The sequence below is a fragment of the Micromonospora lacuserhaii genome (assembly GCF_036902735.1).
Lineage (GTDB): Bacteria > Actinomycetota > Actinomycetes > Mycobacteriales > Micromonosporaceae > Micromonospora.
In genome coordinates, this window is record NZ_JBAKHO010000036.1 from 42224 (window position 1) to 61231 (window position 19008).

At 70.1% G+C, this 19008-nt stretch carries 17 protein-coding genes and 1 pseudogene; 7 read left to right on the plus strand and 11 right to left on the minus strand.

What is annotated here, in order from left to right; all coding sequences use genetic code 11:
- The first annotated feature begins 9 nt into the window (after positions 1-9).
- Positions 10-1110, plus strand: a complete 1101-nt coding sequence (locus tag V6U81_RS20750) for a multicopper oxidase domain-containing protein (RefSeq protein WP_334491521.1) — start codon at positions 10-12, stop codon at positions 1108-1110.
- Positions 1111-1888: 778 nt separating this feature from the next.
- Complete coding sequence (locus V6U81_RS20760) at positions 1889-4750, plus strand: glycosyl hydrolase family 65 domain-containing protein (protein ID WP_334491522.1); 2862 nt, start codon at positions 1889-1891, stop codon at positions 4748-4750.
- A gap of 72 nt (positions 4751-4822) precedes the next feature.
- Here V6U81_RS20760 and V6U81_RS20765 read toward each other — a convergent pair whose 3' ends face one another.
- From V6U81_RS20765 to V6U81_RS20790, 6 genes are all read right to left on the minus strand, one after another.
- On the minus strand, positions 4823-5446 hold the full coding sequence (locus V6U81_RS20765; RefSeq protein ID WP_334491523.1) for a class I SAM-dependent methyltransferase: 624 nt from the start codon (positions 5444-5446) through the stop codon (positions 4823-4825).
- A 114-nt stretch (positions 5447-5560) separates the two neighbouring features.
- Positions 5561-6499 (minus strand): F510_1955 family glycosylhydrolase, encoded by a 939-nt coding sequence (locus tag V6U81_RS20770; protein WP_334491524.1) that lies wholly within the window; start codon positions 6497-6499, stop codon positions 5561-5563.
- Positions 6500-6781: 282 nt separating this feature from the next.
- Positions 6782-7855 (minus strand): sensor histidine kinase, encoded by a 1074-nt coding sequence (locus V6U81_RS20775; RefSeq protein WP_334491525.1) that lies wholly within the window; start codon positions 7853-7855, stop codon positions 6782-6784.
- Positions 7856-7893: 38 nt separating this feature from the next.
- Positions 7894-8619: a response regulator gene (locus V6U81_RS20780; RefSeq protein ID WP_334491526.1), complete on the minus strand. Its 726-nt coding sequence runs from the start codon at positions 8617-8619 to the stop codon at positions 7894-7896.
- A gap of 5 nt (positions 8620-8624) precedes the next feature.
- Positions 8625-9299, minus strand: coding sequence for a hypothetical protein (locus V6U81_RS20785; RefSeq protein WP_334491527.1), 675 nt, complete (start codon positions 9297-9299; stop codon positions 8625-8627).
- A gap of 5 nt (positions 9300-9304) precedes the next feature.
- Positions 9305-9553, minus strand: a complete 249-nt coding sequence (locus tag V6U81_RS20790) for an SHOCT domain-containing protein (protein WP_334491528.1) — start codon at positions 9551-9553, stop codon at positions 9305-9307.
- Between the two features lie 436 nt (positions 9554-9989).
- On the opposite strand from V6U81_RS20790, the gene V6U81_RS20795 reads away from it, so the two are divergent.
- Entirely contained in the window at positions 9990-10502 is a 513-nt protein-coding gene (locus V6U81_RS20795) for a hypothetical protein (RefSeq protein ID WP_334491529.1), read from the plus strand.
- Between the two features lie 520 nt (positions 10503-11022).
- Here the strand turns inward: V6U81_RS20795 and V6U81_RS20800 are convergent.
- The 4 genes and pseudogenes from V6U81_RS20800 to V6U81_RS20815 form a co-directional block, all read right to left on the minus strand.
- Positions 11023-11991 (minus strand): hypothetical protein, encoded by a 969-nt coding sequence (locus tag V6U81_RS20800; RefSeq protein WP_334491530.1) that lies wholly within the window; start codon positions 11989-11991, stop codon positions 11023-11025.
- Positions 11992-12601: 610 nt separating this feature from the next.
- Positions 12602-13291: pseudogene (locus tag V6U81_RS20805) on the minus strand (IS6 family transposase).
- Positions 13292-13485: 194 nt separating this feature from the next.
- Positions 13486-13911, minus strand: coding sequence for a nucleoside deaminase (locus tag V6U81_RS20810; protein ID WP_334491531.1), 426 nt, complete (start codon positions 13909-13911; stop codon positions 13486-13488).
- Entirely contained in the window at positions 13908-14759 is an 852-nt protein-coding gene (locus V6U81_RS20815) for an LLM class flavin-dependent oxidoreductase (protein WP_334491532.1), read from the minus strand. The genes V6U81_RS20810 and V6U81_RS20815 overlap by 4 nt, the downstream gene beginning before the upstream one ends.
- Before the next feature lie 94 nt (positions 14760-14853).
- Here V6U81_RS20815 and V6U81_RS20820 point away from each other — a divergent pair, with 94 nt between their 5' ends.
- Both V6U81_RS20820 and V6U81_RS20825 read left to right on the plus strand, forming a co-directional pair.
- Positions 14854-15312 (plus strand): Lrp/AsnC family transcriptional regulator, encoded by a 459-nt coding sequence (locus V6U81_RS20820; RefSeq protein ID WP_334491533.1) that lies wholly within the window; start codon positions 14854-14856, stop codon positions 15310-15312.
- A 306-nt stretch (positions 15313-15618) separates the two neighbouring features.
- On the plus strand, positions 15619-16773 hold the full coding sequence (locus V6U81_RS20825) for an IS110 family RNA-guided transposase (RefSeq protein WP_334491538.1): 1155 nt from the start codon (positions 15619-15621) through the stop codon (positions 16771-16773).
- 174 nt (positions 16774-16947) lie between these two features.
- On the opposite strand, the gene V6U81_RS20830 is transcribed toward V6U81_RS20825, so the two are convergent.
- On the minus strand, positions 16948-17769 hold the full coding sequence (locus tag V6U81_RS20830) for an MOSC domain-containing protein (RefSeq protein ID WP_334491534.1): 822 nt from the start codon (positions 17767-17769) through the stop codon (positions 16948-16950).
- 152 nt (positions 17770-17921) lie between these two features.
- Here V6U81_RS20830 and V6U81_RS20835 point away from each other — a divergent pair, with 152 nt between their 5' ends.
- Entirely contained in the window at positions 17922-18464 is a 543-nt protein-coding gene (locus V6U81_RS20835; protein WP_334491535.1) for a GNAT family N-acetyltransferase, read from the plus strand.
- Between the two features lie 274 nt (positions 18465-18738).
- A partial coding sequence (locus tag V6U81_RS20840; protein WP_477463542.1) for a nucleoside/nucleotide kinase family protein occupies positions 18739-19008 on the plus strand: 270 nt, incomplete at its 3' end.

The window sequence follows — 19008 nt, forward strand, 5'->3', positions numbered from 1 at the left end:
CGGGAAGCCATGCATAAGCCTCTCCTCATCACTGCTGGCGTGTTGAGCGTCGCGCTGCTCACCGGCGCGGCGTACGGCGCGGGCGTGAAAGTCGATGCCGGTTCGGGGCAGCACAGCGTCGACACCCACGCCGACGTCGACGCGGCCGGTTCGACCAACGACGATCCGGACCTGGGTACCGAGGACGGCCACGCCCACGGTAGCCACGCGGGCAGCAGCGGCACCCCGGCGACGTACGACCCGAAGGCGACCCCGGTCGCCGGCTTCACCGCACGCGATGCCGCGCTGCCTGCGGCGCCGGGCGGCCGCGAGCACCGGGTGACGTTGACCGTCACCGAGCAGGTCGCCGAGGTCGCCCCCGGCGTACGGCAGCGGACCTGGACCTACAACGGAACCGCGCCCGGACCGGTGCTGCGGGGGGAGGTCGGCGACACCTTTGTCGTCACCCTGGTCAACAAGGGTTCCACCGGGCACTCGATCGACTTCCACGCCTCTCAGGTCGCCCCCGACGCGAAGATGCGCAGCATCCATCCGGGCGAGAGCCTGACCTACACCTTCGTGGCAGCGCGGGCCGGTGTCTTCATGTACCACTGCGGCAGCGCCCCGGCACTGCACCACATCGGCAACGGCATGTACGGGGCCCTCATCGTCGACCCGCCGGATCTGCCGGCAGTGGACGACGAGTTCGTCATCGTCCAGTCGGAGCTCGCCCTCGGGCCGCAGGACGGGCTGGCGAAGCTCGGCAAGCTCTACCGCGGCGAGTACGACGCGATCGCATTCAACGGTTACGCCGGGCAGTACAAGTTCGCTCCCCTGACCGCAACCGCCGGGGAGCGGGTGCGGATCTGGGTCCTCGACGCCGGCCCGTCCGCGCCGAGCGCCTTCCACGTGGTGGGCACGGTGTTCGACACGGTCTTCGCCGATGGCGCCTACCTGCTGCGCCCGAACGACCCCGCACGGGGTGGGGCACAGGTACTCAACCTGGCCCCCGCACAGGGCGGCTTCGTGGAACTCACCTTCACCGAACCGGGCCGTTACCCGTTCGTCAGCCACCGCTTCGCGGATGCCACCCGCGGCGGCACCGGCGAGTTCACCGTCACCGCAGGCTGACGTCACCGTCAAGCGCTGCGCCGCCACCTGCCCGCGCATGAGGTGGTTTGACCGACGGCGGTGCCAGGCGTGGCGACTGACGGAGGAAGTAGCACACGTGCTCAGGTTTCTTCCGGCGTCAGGTGTACCCAGCCCGGGTGCCCGGTCGAGGACCTCGCGGACCGCGCCGACGAGGAACGGCCAGCCGCCGTAGAAGAACACCACCGACCCGAGCACCGGGCCGACCCACGAAACACCGGGGAAGTCCAGCGAGTAGCCCAGCCAGGCCATGACCAGACGGCTGGTGAGCACGACGGGGACGGTCAGCGCCAGACACACCCAGAACCGTCTGCTGAACATCTCAGGCGTGTGGCCGGCGTGCTTGTCGTGCTGCGGGTGCGTCCCGGCACCGCCGCTGGCATGGCCGGGCTGTCCGCCGCCGTGGTGCACCTGCCTCGCCTCCCGAACCTGTCTGCGGTCGCCGGGTGCCACCCTCACGCCCCGGGGCATCAGCGGCTGGGCCGGCGCTGCGGCCGTGCCCCAGGTCTTCACCATCGCCGGTGCGCCGGGCGCCCGTGGGATCTCGGCTATTCCGCCGCTGGCTGGCCTTGGCCACGGATAGGGTCTCGCTGGAAGGTCTGCGGGTCCTGCCGGGCGGGCCTCCTCACCCGAAGGCTTGTGGAGGCGGGTGGTGACTGCTTGCGGGGACGGGCGCAGGGCCGCGCGAGACGGCTGCGGTGCTGACAGGTTCCGCCTGCCCCTCGAACGTCTCGACGCCGTCCTGTTCGACCTGGCAGCCGTGTCGGAGCAGACCCCGCCGGCCACCGGACAGCCGCCAGCTGAGGTGATGGTCGCGGAGGCGGAGAGCCTGCTCGGGTCGCTGCGCCGGTCGGGGGTGGCTTCCGCTGTCATCGGCCGGCCCGGGAACGGTTTCGGCATCGACCAGCTGGCCGATCTCATGCTGGATGGTCAGGAGGTCGCGGCCCGGCTGCCGGACCCGGCGGTCCTGTTGCACGCGGCAAGGCTGCTCGGGGTGCATCCGGCGCGAACCGCGGTGGTCCATTCCACGCTAGCTGGGGTGCAGGCCGCCTGCCGCGGCGGGTTCGGGCTGGTCGTGGGCATCGAGTACGGCAGGGCCGCGGCCGAACTGCGTACGTACGGCGCGGAGCCGGTGCTGGGCGGCTTGGCGGACGTGACCGTCGATGAGCAGGCGATGCGACGCCGGTGGTGGCAGCCGGCGCCGACGGCCGGCGTCGAGCATGCCGGCTGGCTCCTCGACTACACCGGTGTCGACCCGGAGACGGAGGGGATACGCGAGACGCTGTGCACGATCGGCAACGGCTACCTGGCCACCCGAGGCGCGGCACCGGAGGCCGATGCCGGCCACGGCCACTACCCGGGCACCTACGCCGCCGGGGTCTTCAACCGGCTGCCGACCCGGCTGCATGGCCACGTCCATGAGGACGAGAGCCTGGTCAACCTGCCGAACTGGCTGGCGCTGCGCTGGCGGCGACCTGGAGAGCGTTGGGTGATGCCGGACGGGCCCGGCGTCAGCGAGCACCGGCAGACGCTCGACCTGCGAGCCGGCGTGCTGCACCGCCGCTACCGGCACGTCGACGGGTCGGGGCGGGCCACAACGGTGGTGTCGCGCATGTTCGTCTCGATGGCGGTGCCACACCTGTCCGCGCTGGAGATCACGCTGGTGGCGGAGAACTGGTCGGGCACACTGCAACTGCGCTCAAGCATCGACGGCCGGGTCGCCAACCGGCAGGTAGTCGAGTACGGGCCGCTGGCGGGCCGGCACCTACGCCCGGACGGGCAGGGGCGGGACGGCGACGACGGACTGTGGCTGCGGGTCGGCACCACCCAGTCCCGGATTCGGGTCGCGACCGCCGTGCGTACCCGCCTGTTCCGGGCCAGCGTTCGCGTCGCCGCGCGGCCCCGCGTCGACCTGTCGTCCGGCTGTCCACAGCAGACCTGGACGGTCTCGGTACGTGCCGGTGAGCCGCTCCGGGTGGAGAAGGTCGCCGCCCACCACACCTCCCGGGACCGGGCGGTCACGGAACCCGCCGCCGCGTCCCGGGACGCGGTGGCCCGGGCGGGCTCCTTCGCCGAGCTGCTCGGTGAACAGGTACGGGCGTGGCGGCGGCTGTGGGAACGCAGCCACATCGAGCTGCACACCGATCGTCCCTCCCCGTCACTGGAGCTCAACCTGCACACCTTCCACCTGCTGGTCGCCACCTCGCCGAACGTCACCGACCTCGACGCGGGCGTCGGCGCGCGCGGCCTGCACGGCGAGGGGTACCGGGGTCACGTCTTCTGGGACGAGGTGTTCGTGCACCGGGTGCTGGCGCTGCACCTGCCCGAGGCCAGCCGCGCGCTGCTGCTCTACCGGTGGCGTCGCCTCGACGCCGCGCGGCGGGCCGCGGCGGCGATCGGCTGCCGGGGGGCGATGTTCCCGTGGCAGTCGGGCAGCGACGGCCGGGAGGAGACGCCGAGGGAGCTGTTCAACACCCGTACGGGCCGGTGGATGCCAGACCGGTCGGCGCTGCAACGGCACGTCGGCCTGGCGGTCGCGTACTCGGTGTGGCAGTACCACCAGGCCACCGGAGACCTGGACTTCCTGCGTACCCATGGCGGGGAGCTGATCCTGGAGACGGCCCGGTTCTTCGCCGACCTGGCGCGACGCAACCCGCGCACCGGACGGTACGAGATCACCGGCGTGATGGGCCCGGACGAGTTCCACGACGGCTATCCCGACCGCGAGGGGCCCGGCCTGGACAACAACGCCTACACCAACGTGATGACGGTGTGGCTGCTACGCCAGGCCCTCGCGGTGGTCGACCTGCTGGCCTGCCGGGACGGCACGAGCCTGCCCGACCGGCTCGGCATCGACGACGGCGAGCTGGCGCGGTGGGCCGAGATCACCACTCAGATGTACGTGCCGTGGCACGACGACCGGATCATCAGCCAGTTCGACGGCTATGCCGACCTCGCGGAGCTCGACCTCGACGCCTACCGCCGCCGGTACGGGAACATCGGCCGCCTCGACCTCATCCTCGCCGCCGAAGGGGACTCCCCCAACCGCTACCGCGTCGGCAAGCAGGCGGACGTGCTCATGCTGCTCTACCTGCTCTCCGCCGAGGAACTGCGGGAGCTGCTCGCCGGCCTGGGGTACGACTGGCCACCGGAGGCCCTGCCCCGCACCGCCGGGTACTACCTGTGGCGAGCGAGCCACGGGTCGACGTTGAGCAGGGTGGTGCACGCCTGGGTGCAGGCCCGCACCAACCGGACCGCCTCCTTCGGAAACTTCACCGACGCGTTGGCGGCCGACATCCGCGACACGCAGGGCGGCACGACACGGGAGGGCATCCATCTCGGCGCCATGGCCGGAACCCTCGACCTGGCCGAACGCTGCTACCTGGGAATGGAGACCCGGCAGGACGCCCTGTGGTTCAACCCCCGCCTACCGCACGAGATCACCCGGCTGCACACCCTGATCACCTACCGCGGGCACCAGTTGCACGTCACGGCCACCAGCAGCGCCCTCGCCCTCATCGCCTCACCCTGCAACGCGGCACCGGTCACCGTCCACGTGGCGGGCCAGCCGCAGCTGATCATCGGCGGCGGCCAGCAGGTGTCGATCTCCCTCACCAGCTGAGGCCGCCGCTGGCGCTCTCGCCGATCAGGAGGACACGCCTCGATGGACAGGCCGGGCAGGGCCGAAGCTCCCTCACGTGCTGACCGGCTTACGGGCCGCGAGACGCTCGATCACACCAGCAGCGAAGCGCTGATGCTGCTCGATGTGCAGACCGGCCGCGGCCACGTCACGGATCGGACGCCGCCGGAAATGCTCACCGGCCGCCGGAACGCTGACCAGTTCGATGAGGCGTTGAATCGCTCGAACGGGACGATTGGCGCCGACCACATGGTCGGCCAGCAGGAGCAGACCGCCGGGGCGCAGGACGCGGACCATCTCCTCGACCGCTCGGTGCTCATCTGGGATGGCGCAGAGTGAGAGGGTGCAGACAACGGTGTCGAAGGTGGCATCGGGAAAGTCCAAGTGGTGGGCGGTACCGGGCCGCAGGTCGACGCTCCGGCCCAGTTCGGCGGCCCGCTGGCCCGCGATCTCCAACATCCTGGGGCTCAACTCCACCCCGGTGATCCGTACGCCGTCCGGGTAATAGGGCAGATTCCGCCCGGTACCGATGGCGACCTCGAGGGTGGCGCCGGTGGCATGCCGGCAGATCCACGCCCGCGTGTCGCGCAGGAAACGGCGTTCGATGAAGGCCATCTGCCGGTCGTAACCGCGGGCGTGCCGGTCCCAGACGCGGCGCTGCTTCTCATCGTCACTCATGGTGGCGAAGATATGTGACCTGCACCAACTCCGCCGGCGTACCGACCTGCCGGCCATCGCCGGACCCGCAGCGCCAGGGGCACCCGCTGCGGCCACGGTAGCGGCCCGGCGACCTCACTGCGGCACGTACCGGTCGGTCCAGGTGGCGCCCGCGTCGGTGGTGGCAACGACCCGGTCACCGGCGAGCGCGGCGAAGAGCGTGCCCTCGTGCGTGGCGATGCTGTGCGGCTGCCCCGGCACCGCTCCGCGGCGCTGCCACTGCTGCCCGCCATCGGTCGACGACCAGACCGCTCCGTCCCGGGCCACCACCCACACGCCGGTGCGGTCCCAGGCGAGCAGGCCGACAGCGGGAGCGCCCGCGACCGTCTGCCAGCTCCGGCCGGCGTCGGTGGAGCGCTGCAGACCGCCGCGGCCCACCGCGAGGATGCTCTGCGCATCGGTCGGGCTGACCGCGAACTCCCCCATCGCCACCCGGGACCGCTGGTCCCAGGTCCGCTGGTCGACGCTGACCATGAACGCGCCGTCCGTGGAGTTGTAGCCGTACACGGAGCCGTGGGCGGCCTGCAGCCCGTGGAAGTCCGCCGCGCCGGACAGCGACTTCGCCCGCCAGGTCACGCCACCGTCGGTCGACTCGATCAGACCTACGTTCGCAGGGCCGTCCTCGGAGTGGCCGGAGGCCAGGAAGTGCCCGGGGCCGACCACGGTGAAGCCCATCAGGTCCAGGGCGTCCTTCGACACCCGCACGGCGGTGTGCGCGTCATCGAGGCGGAACAGTCCGACGTGGGTGGCGACGTACAGGGCCCCGCTGCCCGGGTCGGTGGCAACGGCGTGCACGTGCCCGAACCCCTCGTGCCCGGTATCCGCCGAGCTGTGCCCAGCCGAGGAGCCCTGGTCCCGGAGGGCGAACACCACCACGGCGGAGAGGACGGCCAGAGCGGTCAGCGCCGTTATGACGATCTTCCGGGTCGGCCCGGACTGCGGCTTGCTGGCCTGCGTCTTACGCGCGGATCCTTCTCTGCTGCTCGGTCGCGTCGGCTGCGATGTCCTGCTCATCGGCTGCGTCCACCTTCTCCTCATTGATCAACTTTCTGGCCGAGGGCCCTGTCCTGGCGGGGTTCAGGGTGACCTTCCGCCCCCACCAACAATGACGCGAAGTCGGCGGAAGACCCGTCCGAAGACCATGAAGATTCGCTGAAGAACAGGCCCGAGCTTCACGCACAGGCAGGCCGTTGATCGCATGGGAGACGGACAGGGCCGCGGCCTTACCATGCGGACGTGCGGTCGCAGCGCACGTCACGTACGTGCTCCAAGGCATCCGCCCGCGTCCGGGACGCCTCAGCGGACCGGCATCGCGGGCAGGGTCAGGGTGAAGGTGGCACCAGCTCCGATGCCGGCGCTGGCGGCCGAGAGCCGGCCGCCGTGGGCCTGGGCCAGGGCGCGGGCGATGGTCAGCCCGATGCCGCTGCCCCCGGTGGCCCGGCTGCGGGCCGGGTCGGCCCGGTAGAACCGGTCGAACACGTGGGGCAGATGCTCGGCCGCGATGCCCTCGCCGGTGTCGGCGACCGCGACGCTCACCTCTCTGGCGCTGGAGCTGGTGGTGACCGTGACACTTCCGCCGGTCGGGGTGTGGCGTAGCGCGTTGCCGAGCAAGTTGTCCAGGATCTCGCGCAGCCGGTCAGGGTCGGCGAGCACCCGCCCCGACGCAGGATCGCCCCGGTGTTCGAGGACGACGCCCTTGTCCGCGTAGCCGGTGGCGGCGGCACGCACCGCCTCATCGACCACGACGTCCACGTCCAGCGGCTCGCTGTGCATGTCGGCCCGGCGTTCCTCCGCCCGGGAGAGTCCGTCGATGTCATCGGCCAGGCGGTCCAGCCGCCTGGTCTGATCGCGAAGCGTCCGCCAGGTGTCCGGGCCGGCGGGGATGACACCGTCCTCGATCCCCTCCAGGAAGCTGTCGACGGTGGCGATCGGGGTACGTAGCTCATGCGCCAGGTCGGCCAGCAGCTCCAGTCGACGCCGTTCGGTGTTCTGCAGGGTGGCGGCCATCCGGTTGAACGCGTCATCCACCGCGGCGAGCTCCGATCCCAGCCGGCTCGGTGGCATCCGCGCGGTGTAGTCACCGTCGGCGACGCGGGTCGCGACTCCGGAGAGTTCGGCGAGTGGACCGGCCAGTCGCCGGGTGATGAACCAGCTCACCGCCAGCGACGTCACCAGGGCGGCGCCAACCGCGACGCCGAGCGAGACGAGCAACGTGGTGAGCAGGGCGGACTCGAGATCATGGGTCAAGCCGGCGGACATGCCCATCATGTGGTGCAGGTGACTGCGGAACAGCCCAGGCGCGACGGCGAACGCCACCAGCACCAGGGTGACCGCCCCGGCGGCGACGATCAGCGACTGCGCGATGAACAACCGGGTCGAGAGTCGGTCGGTTCGGAGTCCGGGCCGCATCAGCCGGGGCCCATCCGGTAACCCACGCCACGCACGGTGCGGATGTAGCGCGGGTGGGTGGCGTCGTCGTCCAGCTTGCGGCGCAGGTTGCCGACGTGCACGTCGATGACGTGCTCGTCGCCGTACCAGTCGCCGCCCCAGACGTGGTCCAGGAGCTGCCGCCGGCTGAACGCCACCCGGGGCTGCGCGCTGAGCACGTCGAGCAGGTCGAACTCGGTGCGTGTCAGCTCAACATCCTGGCCGCCCACGCGGACCTCCCGCGCGGCCACATCGATCTCCAGGTCGCCGAATAGGCGGACCTGGGTCTCCGGTATGGCCGAAGGCGTACGCGGGCGGCGCAGCATGGCGCGCACCCGGGCAACCAGCTCCCGCGGTGAGAACGGCTTCGTCAGGTAGTCGTCGGCACCGACCGACAGCCCCACCAGCTTGTCGACCTCGTCGCTCTTGGCGGTGAGCATGATGATGTACGCGTCGCTGAACGCCCGGACGCGCCGGCACACCTCGACGCCGTCGATGCCGGGCAGCATCAGGTCCAGCACGATTACGTCCGGCTCGGTGTCGCGCGCCGCCGCCACGGCGGCGTTGCCGTCCCCGGCGGTGACCACGTCGAAACCCTCCCGGCTCAGGTAGCCGGAGACGACCTGCACCAACGGTGGCTCGTCGTCGACCACCAGCGCACGGAACCGGGCGCCCCCGGCACCCGGTTCCACCCCGTCAACCCGCATGGTGCCTATTCCTCGCTCATGGTGACGAACGTCCCGTGCCAGGTGTGGTCCCACACCGCGCCGGTGTACGCGTTCACCGACAGCATCCCGACCGGCTTTCCGTCCCGCAGGGTGTGCAGGGTGTAGTACCCGGGGAACTCGTCCGCGTCTCCGGCAGCCAGTCCCGTCCCCTGCCGGTCGAGCCACCCTTGGACGATGGTGGCGGCCTCGGCCGCCGACACCCGCGCCGTTGCGGCCGTCGCGCCAGCGTGCATGCCGTTGCGGATGTTCCACATCATGGCCGGACCGTACTCGATGCTGACGGCACCGTCGGCGGGATCGATGAGCACCTCGGTGGCCCCACGCCCGGTGGTGGTGGTCAATTCGGCGTAGTAGCCGTTGGTGAACTGCATCGTCTCACCGACGCGCAGGCCGAGCCGGTCGGCGAACGCGGCGGCGCGTTGCCGGGCCTCGTCCAGCGACTCCACCCGCTGCCCGTCACCGGGCAGGCCATAGGGACCCCGCATCATGCCTGCGCCGCCGGTCATGCCTGCGCCGCTCATCATGCCGGAGCGGTAGCCGGCGCCCTTCATGTCCGACGTCGAGGGCGATGGACCGGCTGCGGCCCAAGCTGCCCCGCCGATGACCGCCGTCACTCCCGCGACGATTGCTGCGGCCACCGCCATCCGCTGGCGCGTCATCGTCCTCACCTCCGGCCCGTCCGGGCGGCCGCCAGGTTCTCGCGTGCCCGCCGATACTGCTCAATGTCGATCTCGCCGAGGGCGAACCGGCGGTCGAGGATCTCCTCCGGCCGCTCCGGCCGGCCACCCTGCACGGATGGAGTCCGGGGCAGCAGAGCGCCGACGCCCCAGACGATCAGCCCGAGAAGCACGATCCAGAACAGGGCCATGAAGATCCAACCGCCCATTCCCATGCCCCAGCCGTAGCCCATCATCGCCGTCTCCCTACGTCGCTTCCGTGCCTTACGCCATTCATGCTCCAGCCGGCGTCTCAACGACCGATGCGGCGTACTGTCAAGATCTCGTCAAGGCCTCCGCTCAGCGTGCGGTGACAACGCGTAGGCACAAATTCCTGGGCTACGCGCGCGAGGCCGGATGTCGGTGTCGATCGGCTGCCTTCCCCCGAGAGGTCGGCGAAGACCGCGTCCGTCCCTGGACGAATCCAAGATCGGCCGTGACCGGGCAGGCGTCACGGGTGGTCAGAAAAATCTTCAACCACCACGAGATCGACAGAACGCACCCCGCTCGACCGGCGGTTGCCCTACCAGTCGAGCCAACAGGGCATGTGCGCGGCCGAGTCCAGCCAACCCTTGCATCGTTGCCCACCTATATCGAGATGAATAACTGCAAGCCTCGGTGTGGGAGGTCCTGGTGCAGGACGCGGCGGAACTCGACGACCCCGACCTGCTCGGCTGGTGGATACGGCAGCCGAACCGGCGAGGCCGCCCACGGAAGCGGCGCTTGGCATCACCGCATCCCCTGGGCATCCGGTTCGCGTTCTACGGCCGGATGTCGGCCCGGGAATTCCAGGACCGGCTGTCGTCGGCGCGGTGGCAGCGCGACTTCGCCGAGGACGTGATCGACGGCCGGGGCGTCATCGTGGCCGAGTTCTTCGACGTGGGCCATTCCCGGCAGCTGCCCTGGCCGCGCCGCCCGCAAGCCGCACGACTGCTGACAGCCCTCGCCGACCCCGATCGCGGGTTCGACGCGGTGGTGGTGGGAGAGTTCGAACGAGCCTTCTACGGCAACCAGTTCCGCGACCTCGCACCGCTGTTCAAACTCTACGGAGTGCAGCTGTGGCTGCCCGAGCTCAACGGCCCGGTCGACGCCGACAACGGCCTTCACCTGTCGCTACTGGCCCTGCTCGCTGTGCACTCCGAATGAGAGGTCCAACGCTCGCGGTTCCGCGCCAACGCCGCCATGCGCGTCCAGGTGATCGAGCAAGGCCGTCATCTCGGCGGCCGACCACCATACGGGTACCGGCTGGTCGCGGCAGGACCGCACCCGAACCGGGCCCACGCCAACTGGGGAGACGATCGCCAAGACTTTGAAGCTCACACAAGTCTAGGTGCTCCGGTGACCTCTTCGAGCCCGCCGAAGAGGTCACCGAGCACGATGTGCTGGTCATGGCACTGCGGTGGGATCGGCGTGTCAGGCAGTGGGACAGATGCCGACGCTTAGACGGGGAAGGGCGCCGTTGCATTGCCGGATCGGTGGACGCGTTGAACCTGTGTCGGGTCCACGGTCAGATCGCTTGGGCGAGTTCGAGCCGATCAGGAGGACGAACCACCGATGCCCAGCATGCCGGATCCAGATGAGAGCAGCCAGAGTCACCCGCGCGATGAGGAGATTGTCCTCGGCGTCGACACCCAAACAGGGGCATCAGAGTCCACGGCGGCCAGACTCACCGACCGGCGGCCGGGTCGACCCAGGCTTGATCCGGATCGGCGTAGGGGTCCTGCGCGATCGGGTACTGGGCGGTCGGCGCCGTGTGAAGGCCGGGCGTGCGGTACACGCCGGGGCTACCGGCCTGCCTCGGCACCTCGTAGCCGGCGACCTGGGTGGGCGCGTGCGGGTATGCCGGCTCGCCGTACTGCTGCGGTTCGTCCCAATCGGTCTCGACACGCTGAGGTCCGCGCCGCCACACCAGCTTGCCGATCACGCCGATCCCGCCGAGCAACAGCAGCGCGCCGATCGTGTACGCCAGCCAGATGAGCGAGCCGCTGCCGCCTGACGAGCCGGCACCGGCAAGCGGTGACTGGTCGATCGGAGCTGTGCCGTCGGTCGGTGCCAGGGAATCGCTGACCGTCGGTGACGAAGCCGGCGTCGAAGCCGGCTGAGTCTGGGTCGGCTGTCCCGCCGCCACGATCGAGGACTGGTACGGGCCAGCCGAGCTGACGCCCCTGCGGTCCCGCCTGGACTGCACCTGCATCGAAAGCGTCAGTGCGGTTCTCGGCAACTTCTTGCTGAACGACAGCTGGTAGGTGATGTTCAGTCCGCCGCCGGGCGGCACCGCGAGCACCCCGAAGTCGATCTGCTCGGTTGCCGTGACGGCACCGCTGTGCACACCGCGCTGGGTGAACGTCCCCACGTCGTGCGGTCCGCCGGGCATGCGCTGACGCTGTAAGTCCACCAGGTCACCGACGAGGCCATCCGCCTGTAGCAGGAACGACACGTCGACGTAGCGGAGGATCTCCTGGGATTGGTTGACCAGGTGCACGGTGAAGGGCGTGGGGTCGTCTCCGCCGGGGAACTGTGCGGGCAGGTTGTCGATGCTCACCTGACAGCATCCCTCGCCCTCGGCGAATGCCGGCGACGCCACGGTGAGGACCGTGGCCGGCACGGCGATGAGTAGGCCGAACAGGGCCGTCACGACGCTGCGACTGAACCGTTTACGCCGCGTATACCCGATCCTTGCCGACGCGCGCCGATGCCCGCCATCGGCAACCGGCCACGCTACGTCGATGCGCTACGCCAGGCAAGCCGAGATGCCCCCGAGCCGCGCCGGGTCAGGCACCTGCCGCCAGCGCTCATCTGTGTCTTGCGCTGGTCAAACACCCCGGCCATTGGGCCACCAGCGATCTGCATGGGGCGGTTCGCATGGTGCATCGTGCGGTCCACCTTTGGCCTTGACCTGTGCAGAAGCCGTGGTAAGCGCCGAAGCCGGACAGGCCAGGCACCGGACGGCCCAAGGGACACCTATCGCGGCCTGCACCACGGCATTTTCTCCAGAAGATGATCAGATATGACGCCGACCGCTTCGAGGTACTCGGATCCGGGGGCGGCCGTACCATCGCCCGGTTGAACCGTCGGGCGACATCGGCAAGATCGTCCGAGAACCGATCCAGCTCCGCAGCGAACAGGATTGCCGCCGTAGCGTGTTGCCGACCTGCGGATAGTCGCCGGCCTCCCAGCCCTCGCGCTGATGGCGCCGTTGCCCTATCGGATCGGCGGACGTGTTGAACCCGTGCCGGGGTCCGCGGTCAGATCGCGTGGGCGAGTTCGGTGAACGCAGCGGCGACCCGCAGAGCGGGCGGGGTGTCGACGGCGAGTTCGTAGTGTCCGCGTCGGAGGTTCTGCATGAAGGCGTGGCCGGCGATGATTACCTATGCTGTCTTGTCCGTTCGTAGCCCGCGCATCGGTTTCAACCGGTGTTTGAGCTGGCTGTGATCAGCCTCGATCGGGTTGTTGGCGTACTGCTCGATGTGGTGCCACGCGGACGGGATCAGCTGGTCGAGCACGGCGGGGTAGATCGCGGCGGCGTCGGTGACGACCTCTGCGGGTGTCACCTTCAACGTCGACAGCGCCCGGCGGAAGAATCGCCGGGCCGCGGCGGCGTCGCGGCGGGCCGAGACGAGCGCGTCGATGACCTGCCCGTACTGGTCGACCGCCCGGTACACGTACCGCCAAACCCCGTTGACCTTGACGTACGTCTCATCAACGAACCACCTGTCGCCTTGTGAGTGCCGGCAGAAGCGGGCGGCGTCGGCCAGCAGTGGGGTGAGCCGGTGCACCCACCGGTAGACGGTGACGTGATCAACCTCCACGCCGCGTTCGACCAGCAGCTCCTCAACGTCGCGATAGGACAGGTTGTACCGCAGGTACCAGCGGACCGCGACCACGATCACCTCCGGCGGGAACCGGAACCCGGCGAACGCCGACTTCGGAGGCAGCCACGGGCCAGGCCGGGTCGACGACGTCACTGCTCAAGCCTGCCTCGATCTTGCCAACGCTCAACGCAACGGAGCCCGCCGGCGCGGATCACTCGGACCTTGGGGATCCGTACCTTCTCGGCACGATGATGAACGGCCACCCGACTACCACGCCGCAACGGCCCAACGGGCCACGATCATTGTCGGGATGCACTCTAGTAATAGTTGTCGATCGGCTGGCGCGCCTCGTCGAACAGCGCCGGCCCCTCGTACCGTACCGGGGGCAGCGGCGGGGTGGCCGGCTTGACCGCCTCGAACTGCTCGCTGGACAGGGCGTACACCACCCGGCCGAGGCCGGACCGGTTGATCGCGGTCGTGCACATCGGACAGGGCTGGCAACTGGTGAACATGGTGGTGCCGGCGGCCTCGTCGGGGTCGAGTTCCCGGGCGGCCCAGCGGGCCAGCTTCAGTTCCGGGTGGGCGGTGATGTCCGAGTCGGAGACCACGGTGTTGTGGTCCTCGATCAGGACGGTGCCGTCCGCACCGACGAGCAACGAGCCGAACGGCCGTTCGCCGGCCGCCCCGGCCTGGCTGGCCAGTGCCACGGCGTGGCGGAGGAATTTTTCGTCATCGGGGGTCATCGGTCCTCCTGGGAGTTGTGGTACGCGGCCACGGCCGCAAGTGTCCGCCAGGCACGTTCGGGCTGGCGGATCTCGGTCAGGTCGCCGTTGAACGGGTCGAGCACCACCGTCTCCGCGCCGAGCAGACGGATCTGGTCGAGGTCGGCGAGGATCTGGTCGATGGTGCCGACACCGGCGAGCCGATCGGGAGCGGTGAACGGTTCGCGGGTCTCCCGGAGCGCGATGCGCGGCGTCAACGCGGGCACCGGACGGCCCAGTTCGTCGGCGGTGGCCTTCAGCCGCCCGGCTGCGTCCGCCAGCCATCCGGGCGTGACCCGCAGCGGGTGCCAGGCGTCACCGAGCCGTACGGCGCGACGGATGCCGGCATCACTGTTGCCGCCGACCCAGATCAGGATCGGCGGGGTGTCGTAGTCGGCGGTGTTCCGCCACGCGTCCCGCATGGTGTCCAGGTATTCGTCGGTCAGCGCGCCGCGCCGCCGGAATGGGATGCCGAGCGCCTCGAACTCCTGCCGGGCCCAGCCGACGCCGACGCCGAGGACCAGTCGGCCGCCGCTGAGCCGATTGAGGTTCGCCGCCATCCGGGCGGTGAGCAGCGGGTGCCGGTACGGGACGATGAGTACCGTGGTGCCCAGCCGGACCCGGCGGGTCACCCCGGCCAGCCACGACAGCGTGGTGAACGGCTCGTAGAACGGCGCCGGATACTGTTCGGCCACGTCGGGGGTCACCGCGATGTGGTCGGAGACCATCAGCAGGTCGAAGCCGAGGCCCTCGACCGTCTGCGCCCACCGTCGCAGCACCTCCGGGTCGGTACCCGGGGCGAAGTTCGGTACGTTCACGCCAATCTGCACGGGATCGAGCCTAGTCAGCGTGGATCCCGCCTGGGAACATCATGATCCCTGCCTTTACTGGCTTCTGCCCCGAGATCGTCGGTAAGTTGGCCCGATGGCCGAGAATCTTGATGCCGTCGATTGGTCGATCCTGACCGAGCTGCAGGGGGACGGCCGATTGCCGATCACCGAGCTCGGTCGCCGGGTCAAGCTGAGCGCGTCGGCCACCAGCGAACGGGTGAGGCGGCTGGAGGCGGCCGGTGTGATCAGCGGCTACCGCGCCGAGGTCGACCTGCCCAAGGCGGGCTTCGCCGTGCTCGCGGTGGTCCGGCTGAAGTACCCCGGCAGCCGGCACGAGCCGCTGCACCAGCTACTGGAGCGACGGTCGGAGATTCTGGAGTGCCTGCGCACCACGGGAGACGACTGTTACGTGCTGAAGGTGGCCGCGACGTCGATGGCGCACCTCGAACAGGTAGTCAACGATCTCGCCGGGTTTGGCAGCACCACTACCAACGTGGTCTACAGCGCCACCCTGCCGTATCGCGGCCCGCGCCTGACACCGCCCCGCTCGTGACCGATGTACGAACGCCCCACGGCTGAACCTCGCGGACATCCGCCGTCTGCAGGCGCTGTTGGTCGCCACGACGGTGAGACACCGTCCTGGGCGACGGTGTGGTCCACCGTTCCCTCAACCCTGTGGCGAATCCTGCCCGATCAGGCCGAGGTCGTCGTGGCCGTCGGACAACTGTCTCCACGGGGCGCCAGCGCCGCCGGTGGGTGCCCAGGGCCGGCGGGGCCGAGGTCGGTCAGAACCGCCGCGCCAGTCGTGGCATGGTCACCGCCGATCAGTACGAGCGTGCGCGCCCACTAGTACGGACGCCTGCTCGGCACGACCAGCGTGCCCAGCACCGCGGCCGGTCACGCTCGCCTGACGGCCTGGGCGCATGAGCTGGGCGTCGTCGACCACGTCGGCATCGAGGGAACCGGCAGCTACGGCGCCGGGCTGACCCGGCACCTGCTCGACCAGGGCATATCGGTGGTGGAAGTCGTCCGGCCGAACCGGCAGACCCGCCGACGGCGGGGCAAGACCGACGCCATCGACGCCGAAACAGCCGCTCGCTCGGTGCTGGCCGGCACTGCGCTGGGCACGCCGAAGACCGCCGACGGTGCCGTGGAGATGATCCGTACGCTGCGGCTGGTACGCCGATCGGCGATGAAGGCCCGCACCCAGGCGGCCAAACAGCTGCGCGCCGTGCTGGTCACCGCTCCGCAGGCCCTGCGAGACCGACTGCGCGCCATGTCGCTTCCGCAGCTCGTCGACGCCGCGGCGCGCTGCCGTCCCGGCCAGATCACCGCGATCGAGACGGCCAGCAAGCTGGCACTCAAGTCCCTGGCCACCCGGTACCAACAGGTCACGTCAGAGATCAACGCGTTCGACGCCGAGATCGAGCAGCTCGCCCGCCAGGCGGCACCGCACCTGATGGCCATCAAAGGTGTCGGTGTCGATACCGCCGGAGCGTTGCTGGCCGCAGCTGGCGACAATCCCGAGCGGCTGCGCAGCGAGTCCGCGTTCGCGCACCTGTGCGGCGTCGCGCCAATCCCGGCCTCCTCCGGCAAGACCAACCGGCACCGCCTCAACCGCGGCGGTAACCGCGACGCCAACCGTGCCCTCTACGTCCTGGCGCTCGGCCGCCTCAGCTACGACGAACGCACCCGCGCATACGCCGCCCGGCGCACCACCGAGGGCAAGACCAAACGCGAGATCATCCGCTGCATCAAGCGCTACCTGGCCCGAGAGATCTTCACCGCCCTCATCGCCGACGGGCAGACCCTCGTGCGCTCAACCGGAGCGTCGAATCTTGCGCATGAGCATCGCCCAGACCCCGTACCCGGAACCGACATCGCCGGTAATCGCGCCTGCGGCAGAGCCCATGAGCAGGGCATTCGCGCAGTCCGGGCAGACCTCCCGGCCGGTGATCGTTTTCTCGAACGGCTCGCGGACACTACGACCGCAGTCAGGGCAGTCCCGGCCTGACAATCCCATCCCTGCCTCCTGCGATCGGGTGCCCGAGCGTACGACCATGCCGCACCTTCGGCAGCAGAAAATATCGGCAGCGAGAAACGCGGACTTGACCCATAGGAGCATCGCTAAGCCTGCCGCGCGCGTCGCCGCGGCCTTACCGGCTGACGCCCGGGTGCGGCCCGGCCGTCAGCCGGCGGTCACCTCATCGCCGACGTGGATCTCACCTTCGGTCAGTGGGATCAACCGGACGCCGAACCACGTGCGGCCGTCCTCCTTACGGTGCCGGGCGAGGGTGCGGATCGGTTCCTTGCCGGTGGTCAAGGTGCCCGGGTCGATCAGGGTCAGTTGGCAGCGGTCACAGCGTTCGGCGAAGCGGAAGTCGACCTCGCCGATGCGCAGGGTCCGCCAGCCGTCCTCGGCGAAGGGCGCGATCGGCCCGTCGACGACCACGTTGGGCCGGAACCGGGCCATCGGCAGGGACGTCGGCGTCGGCTCGCCGCGCTCGGCAGCGCCCTCGGCGATCCAGTCGTCGAGCCGGCGCAGCGACGGCAGCGTGGTCGCCAGCAGCGGGCCGGCGTCGGAGAGGTTCAACGGGTCGTCGGGCCGGCCGCCGTGGGCGGCTGACACCGGCCGGCGGCGCGGCTCGTCGAGCCAGGCCAGCCGTAGTGGGCGCTGGAACTGGTCGGACAACCAGTCGTGCGCGTCGTCGTCCGCGAGCCGCACGGTGTCCAGCCGGGAGACGGTCGTGGTGGCCGGCTGCCCGTCCGTCGGCTGGGCGACGGTGAGGGTGGAGCCGTCCAGCCCGGTGAGGGTGATTGCACCGGGCGTCGGCACGGCCGTGACGCCGAGCATGCGGTGCTCGGTGCGCGCGGTGAGGTAGCTCCCGTCCGGGTTGAGGACCAGCCAGCGCCGGTCGTGGCGCAGCCCCCATGGTTCCACCGTCGCCCGGTCGGCGTCGACGCCGGCGAGGGACTTCACGGGATAGAGGTGCACGGCGGCCAGGCGCATGGCGTCGACGATAGGACACCGGCGAGTATCGGACGGCCCCGCCGAGCGTGCCGGGCTGTCGGTGCGGCGTGGCATAGTTCTGCCTGTCAGCGGGGGGCGGGCGCGGCGGCGACGCGGGATCGCCGCACGTGCCCGGCAGGAGGGAGCGACAGGTGGACGACGCCGGAACCGCACCGATCTCCGAGGCCCACCACACCACCAGCGGGCGGTTGCTGCTGCGCGCGCCCACGGCCGTGGACCTGGCGGACGTGTTCCGGATCCACGGCGATCCCCGGACCAACCAGTTCAACCCGGACGGCCCACACGCCGACGTCGAGGCCAGCAGGGAGCTGCTCGACGAATGGCTCGACCACTGGCGCGCGCACGGGTTCGGTTACTGGGCGGTGCAGTCGACGACGAGCGGTGAGGTGGTCGGCTTCGCCGGTGTCCGTCGCGGCCAATGGCTCGGTCGTCCCATGCTGAATCTGTACTACCGCTTCGCCCCGCCACACTGGGGACACGGTTACGCCACCGAGGCGGCACGACACGCCGTCGAGTGGGCCGCCGCGCACACGCCGGACCTGCCCGTGCTGGCCCGCACCACCGCCGACAACCTTCCGTCCATCCGGACGGCGCAGGCGGCGGGTCTGGTACGGCGGCCCGACCTCGACGCGGCCGACGACGGGGTGTGGACGGTGGTGCTGGCCTCGCGCTGACGGTCACCCCCCCCCCCCCCCCCCCGCCGACGCTCGGTCCTCTGGTCGGCCTGGTAACACGGGCCGCAGCGCCGCTCAGCGGAGCACGCGGTACCAGTGCGCCGTCTCGGCCCAGGCGCAGTCGTCAGCCCGGAATCAACGGTCACGCTGGTCAACTGGTCGTCGGAAGGAGCGGCCCCGCCATCCTGCGGGACCAGCTCTGACCAGAGTTGCCGTTGGTTTTTCGCTGATTACTACCGGGAGGCCCTTTGCGAGACTTAGGACCGGGGAGGACATGGACCAAGGCACCCGCGACGAGATGCTCGGCCGCCTGGCTGAGGCAGTCGGATCCGTCACAGTCGCACACCCGACGCGGGTTGCCATCGACGGACCCCCCGCCGCCGGCAAGACCACCCTCGCCGACGAGCTGGCCGAAGTCTTGCGCACACAAGGCCGGGACGTCATCCGCGCGACGATCGATGATTTTCTCTTTCCTCGGGCACAGCGCTATCCGCGCGGCGAGTACTCGGCCGAAGGCTGCTACTTCGACACCCACGACTACGAC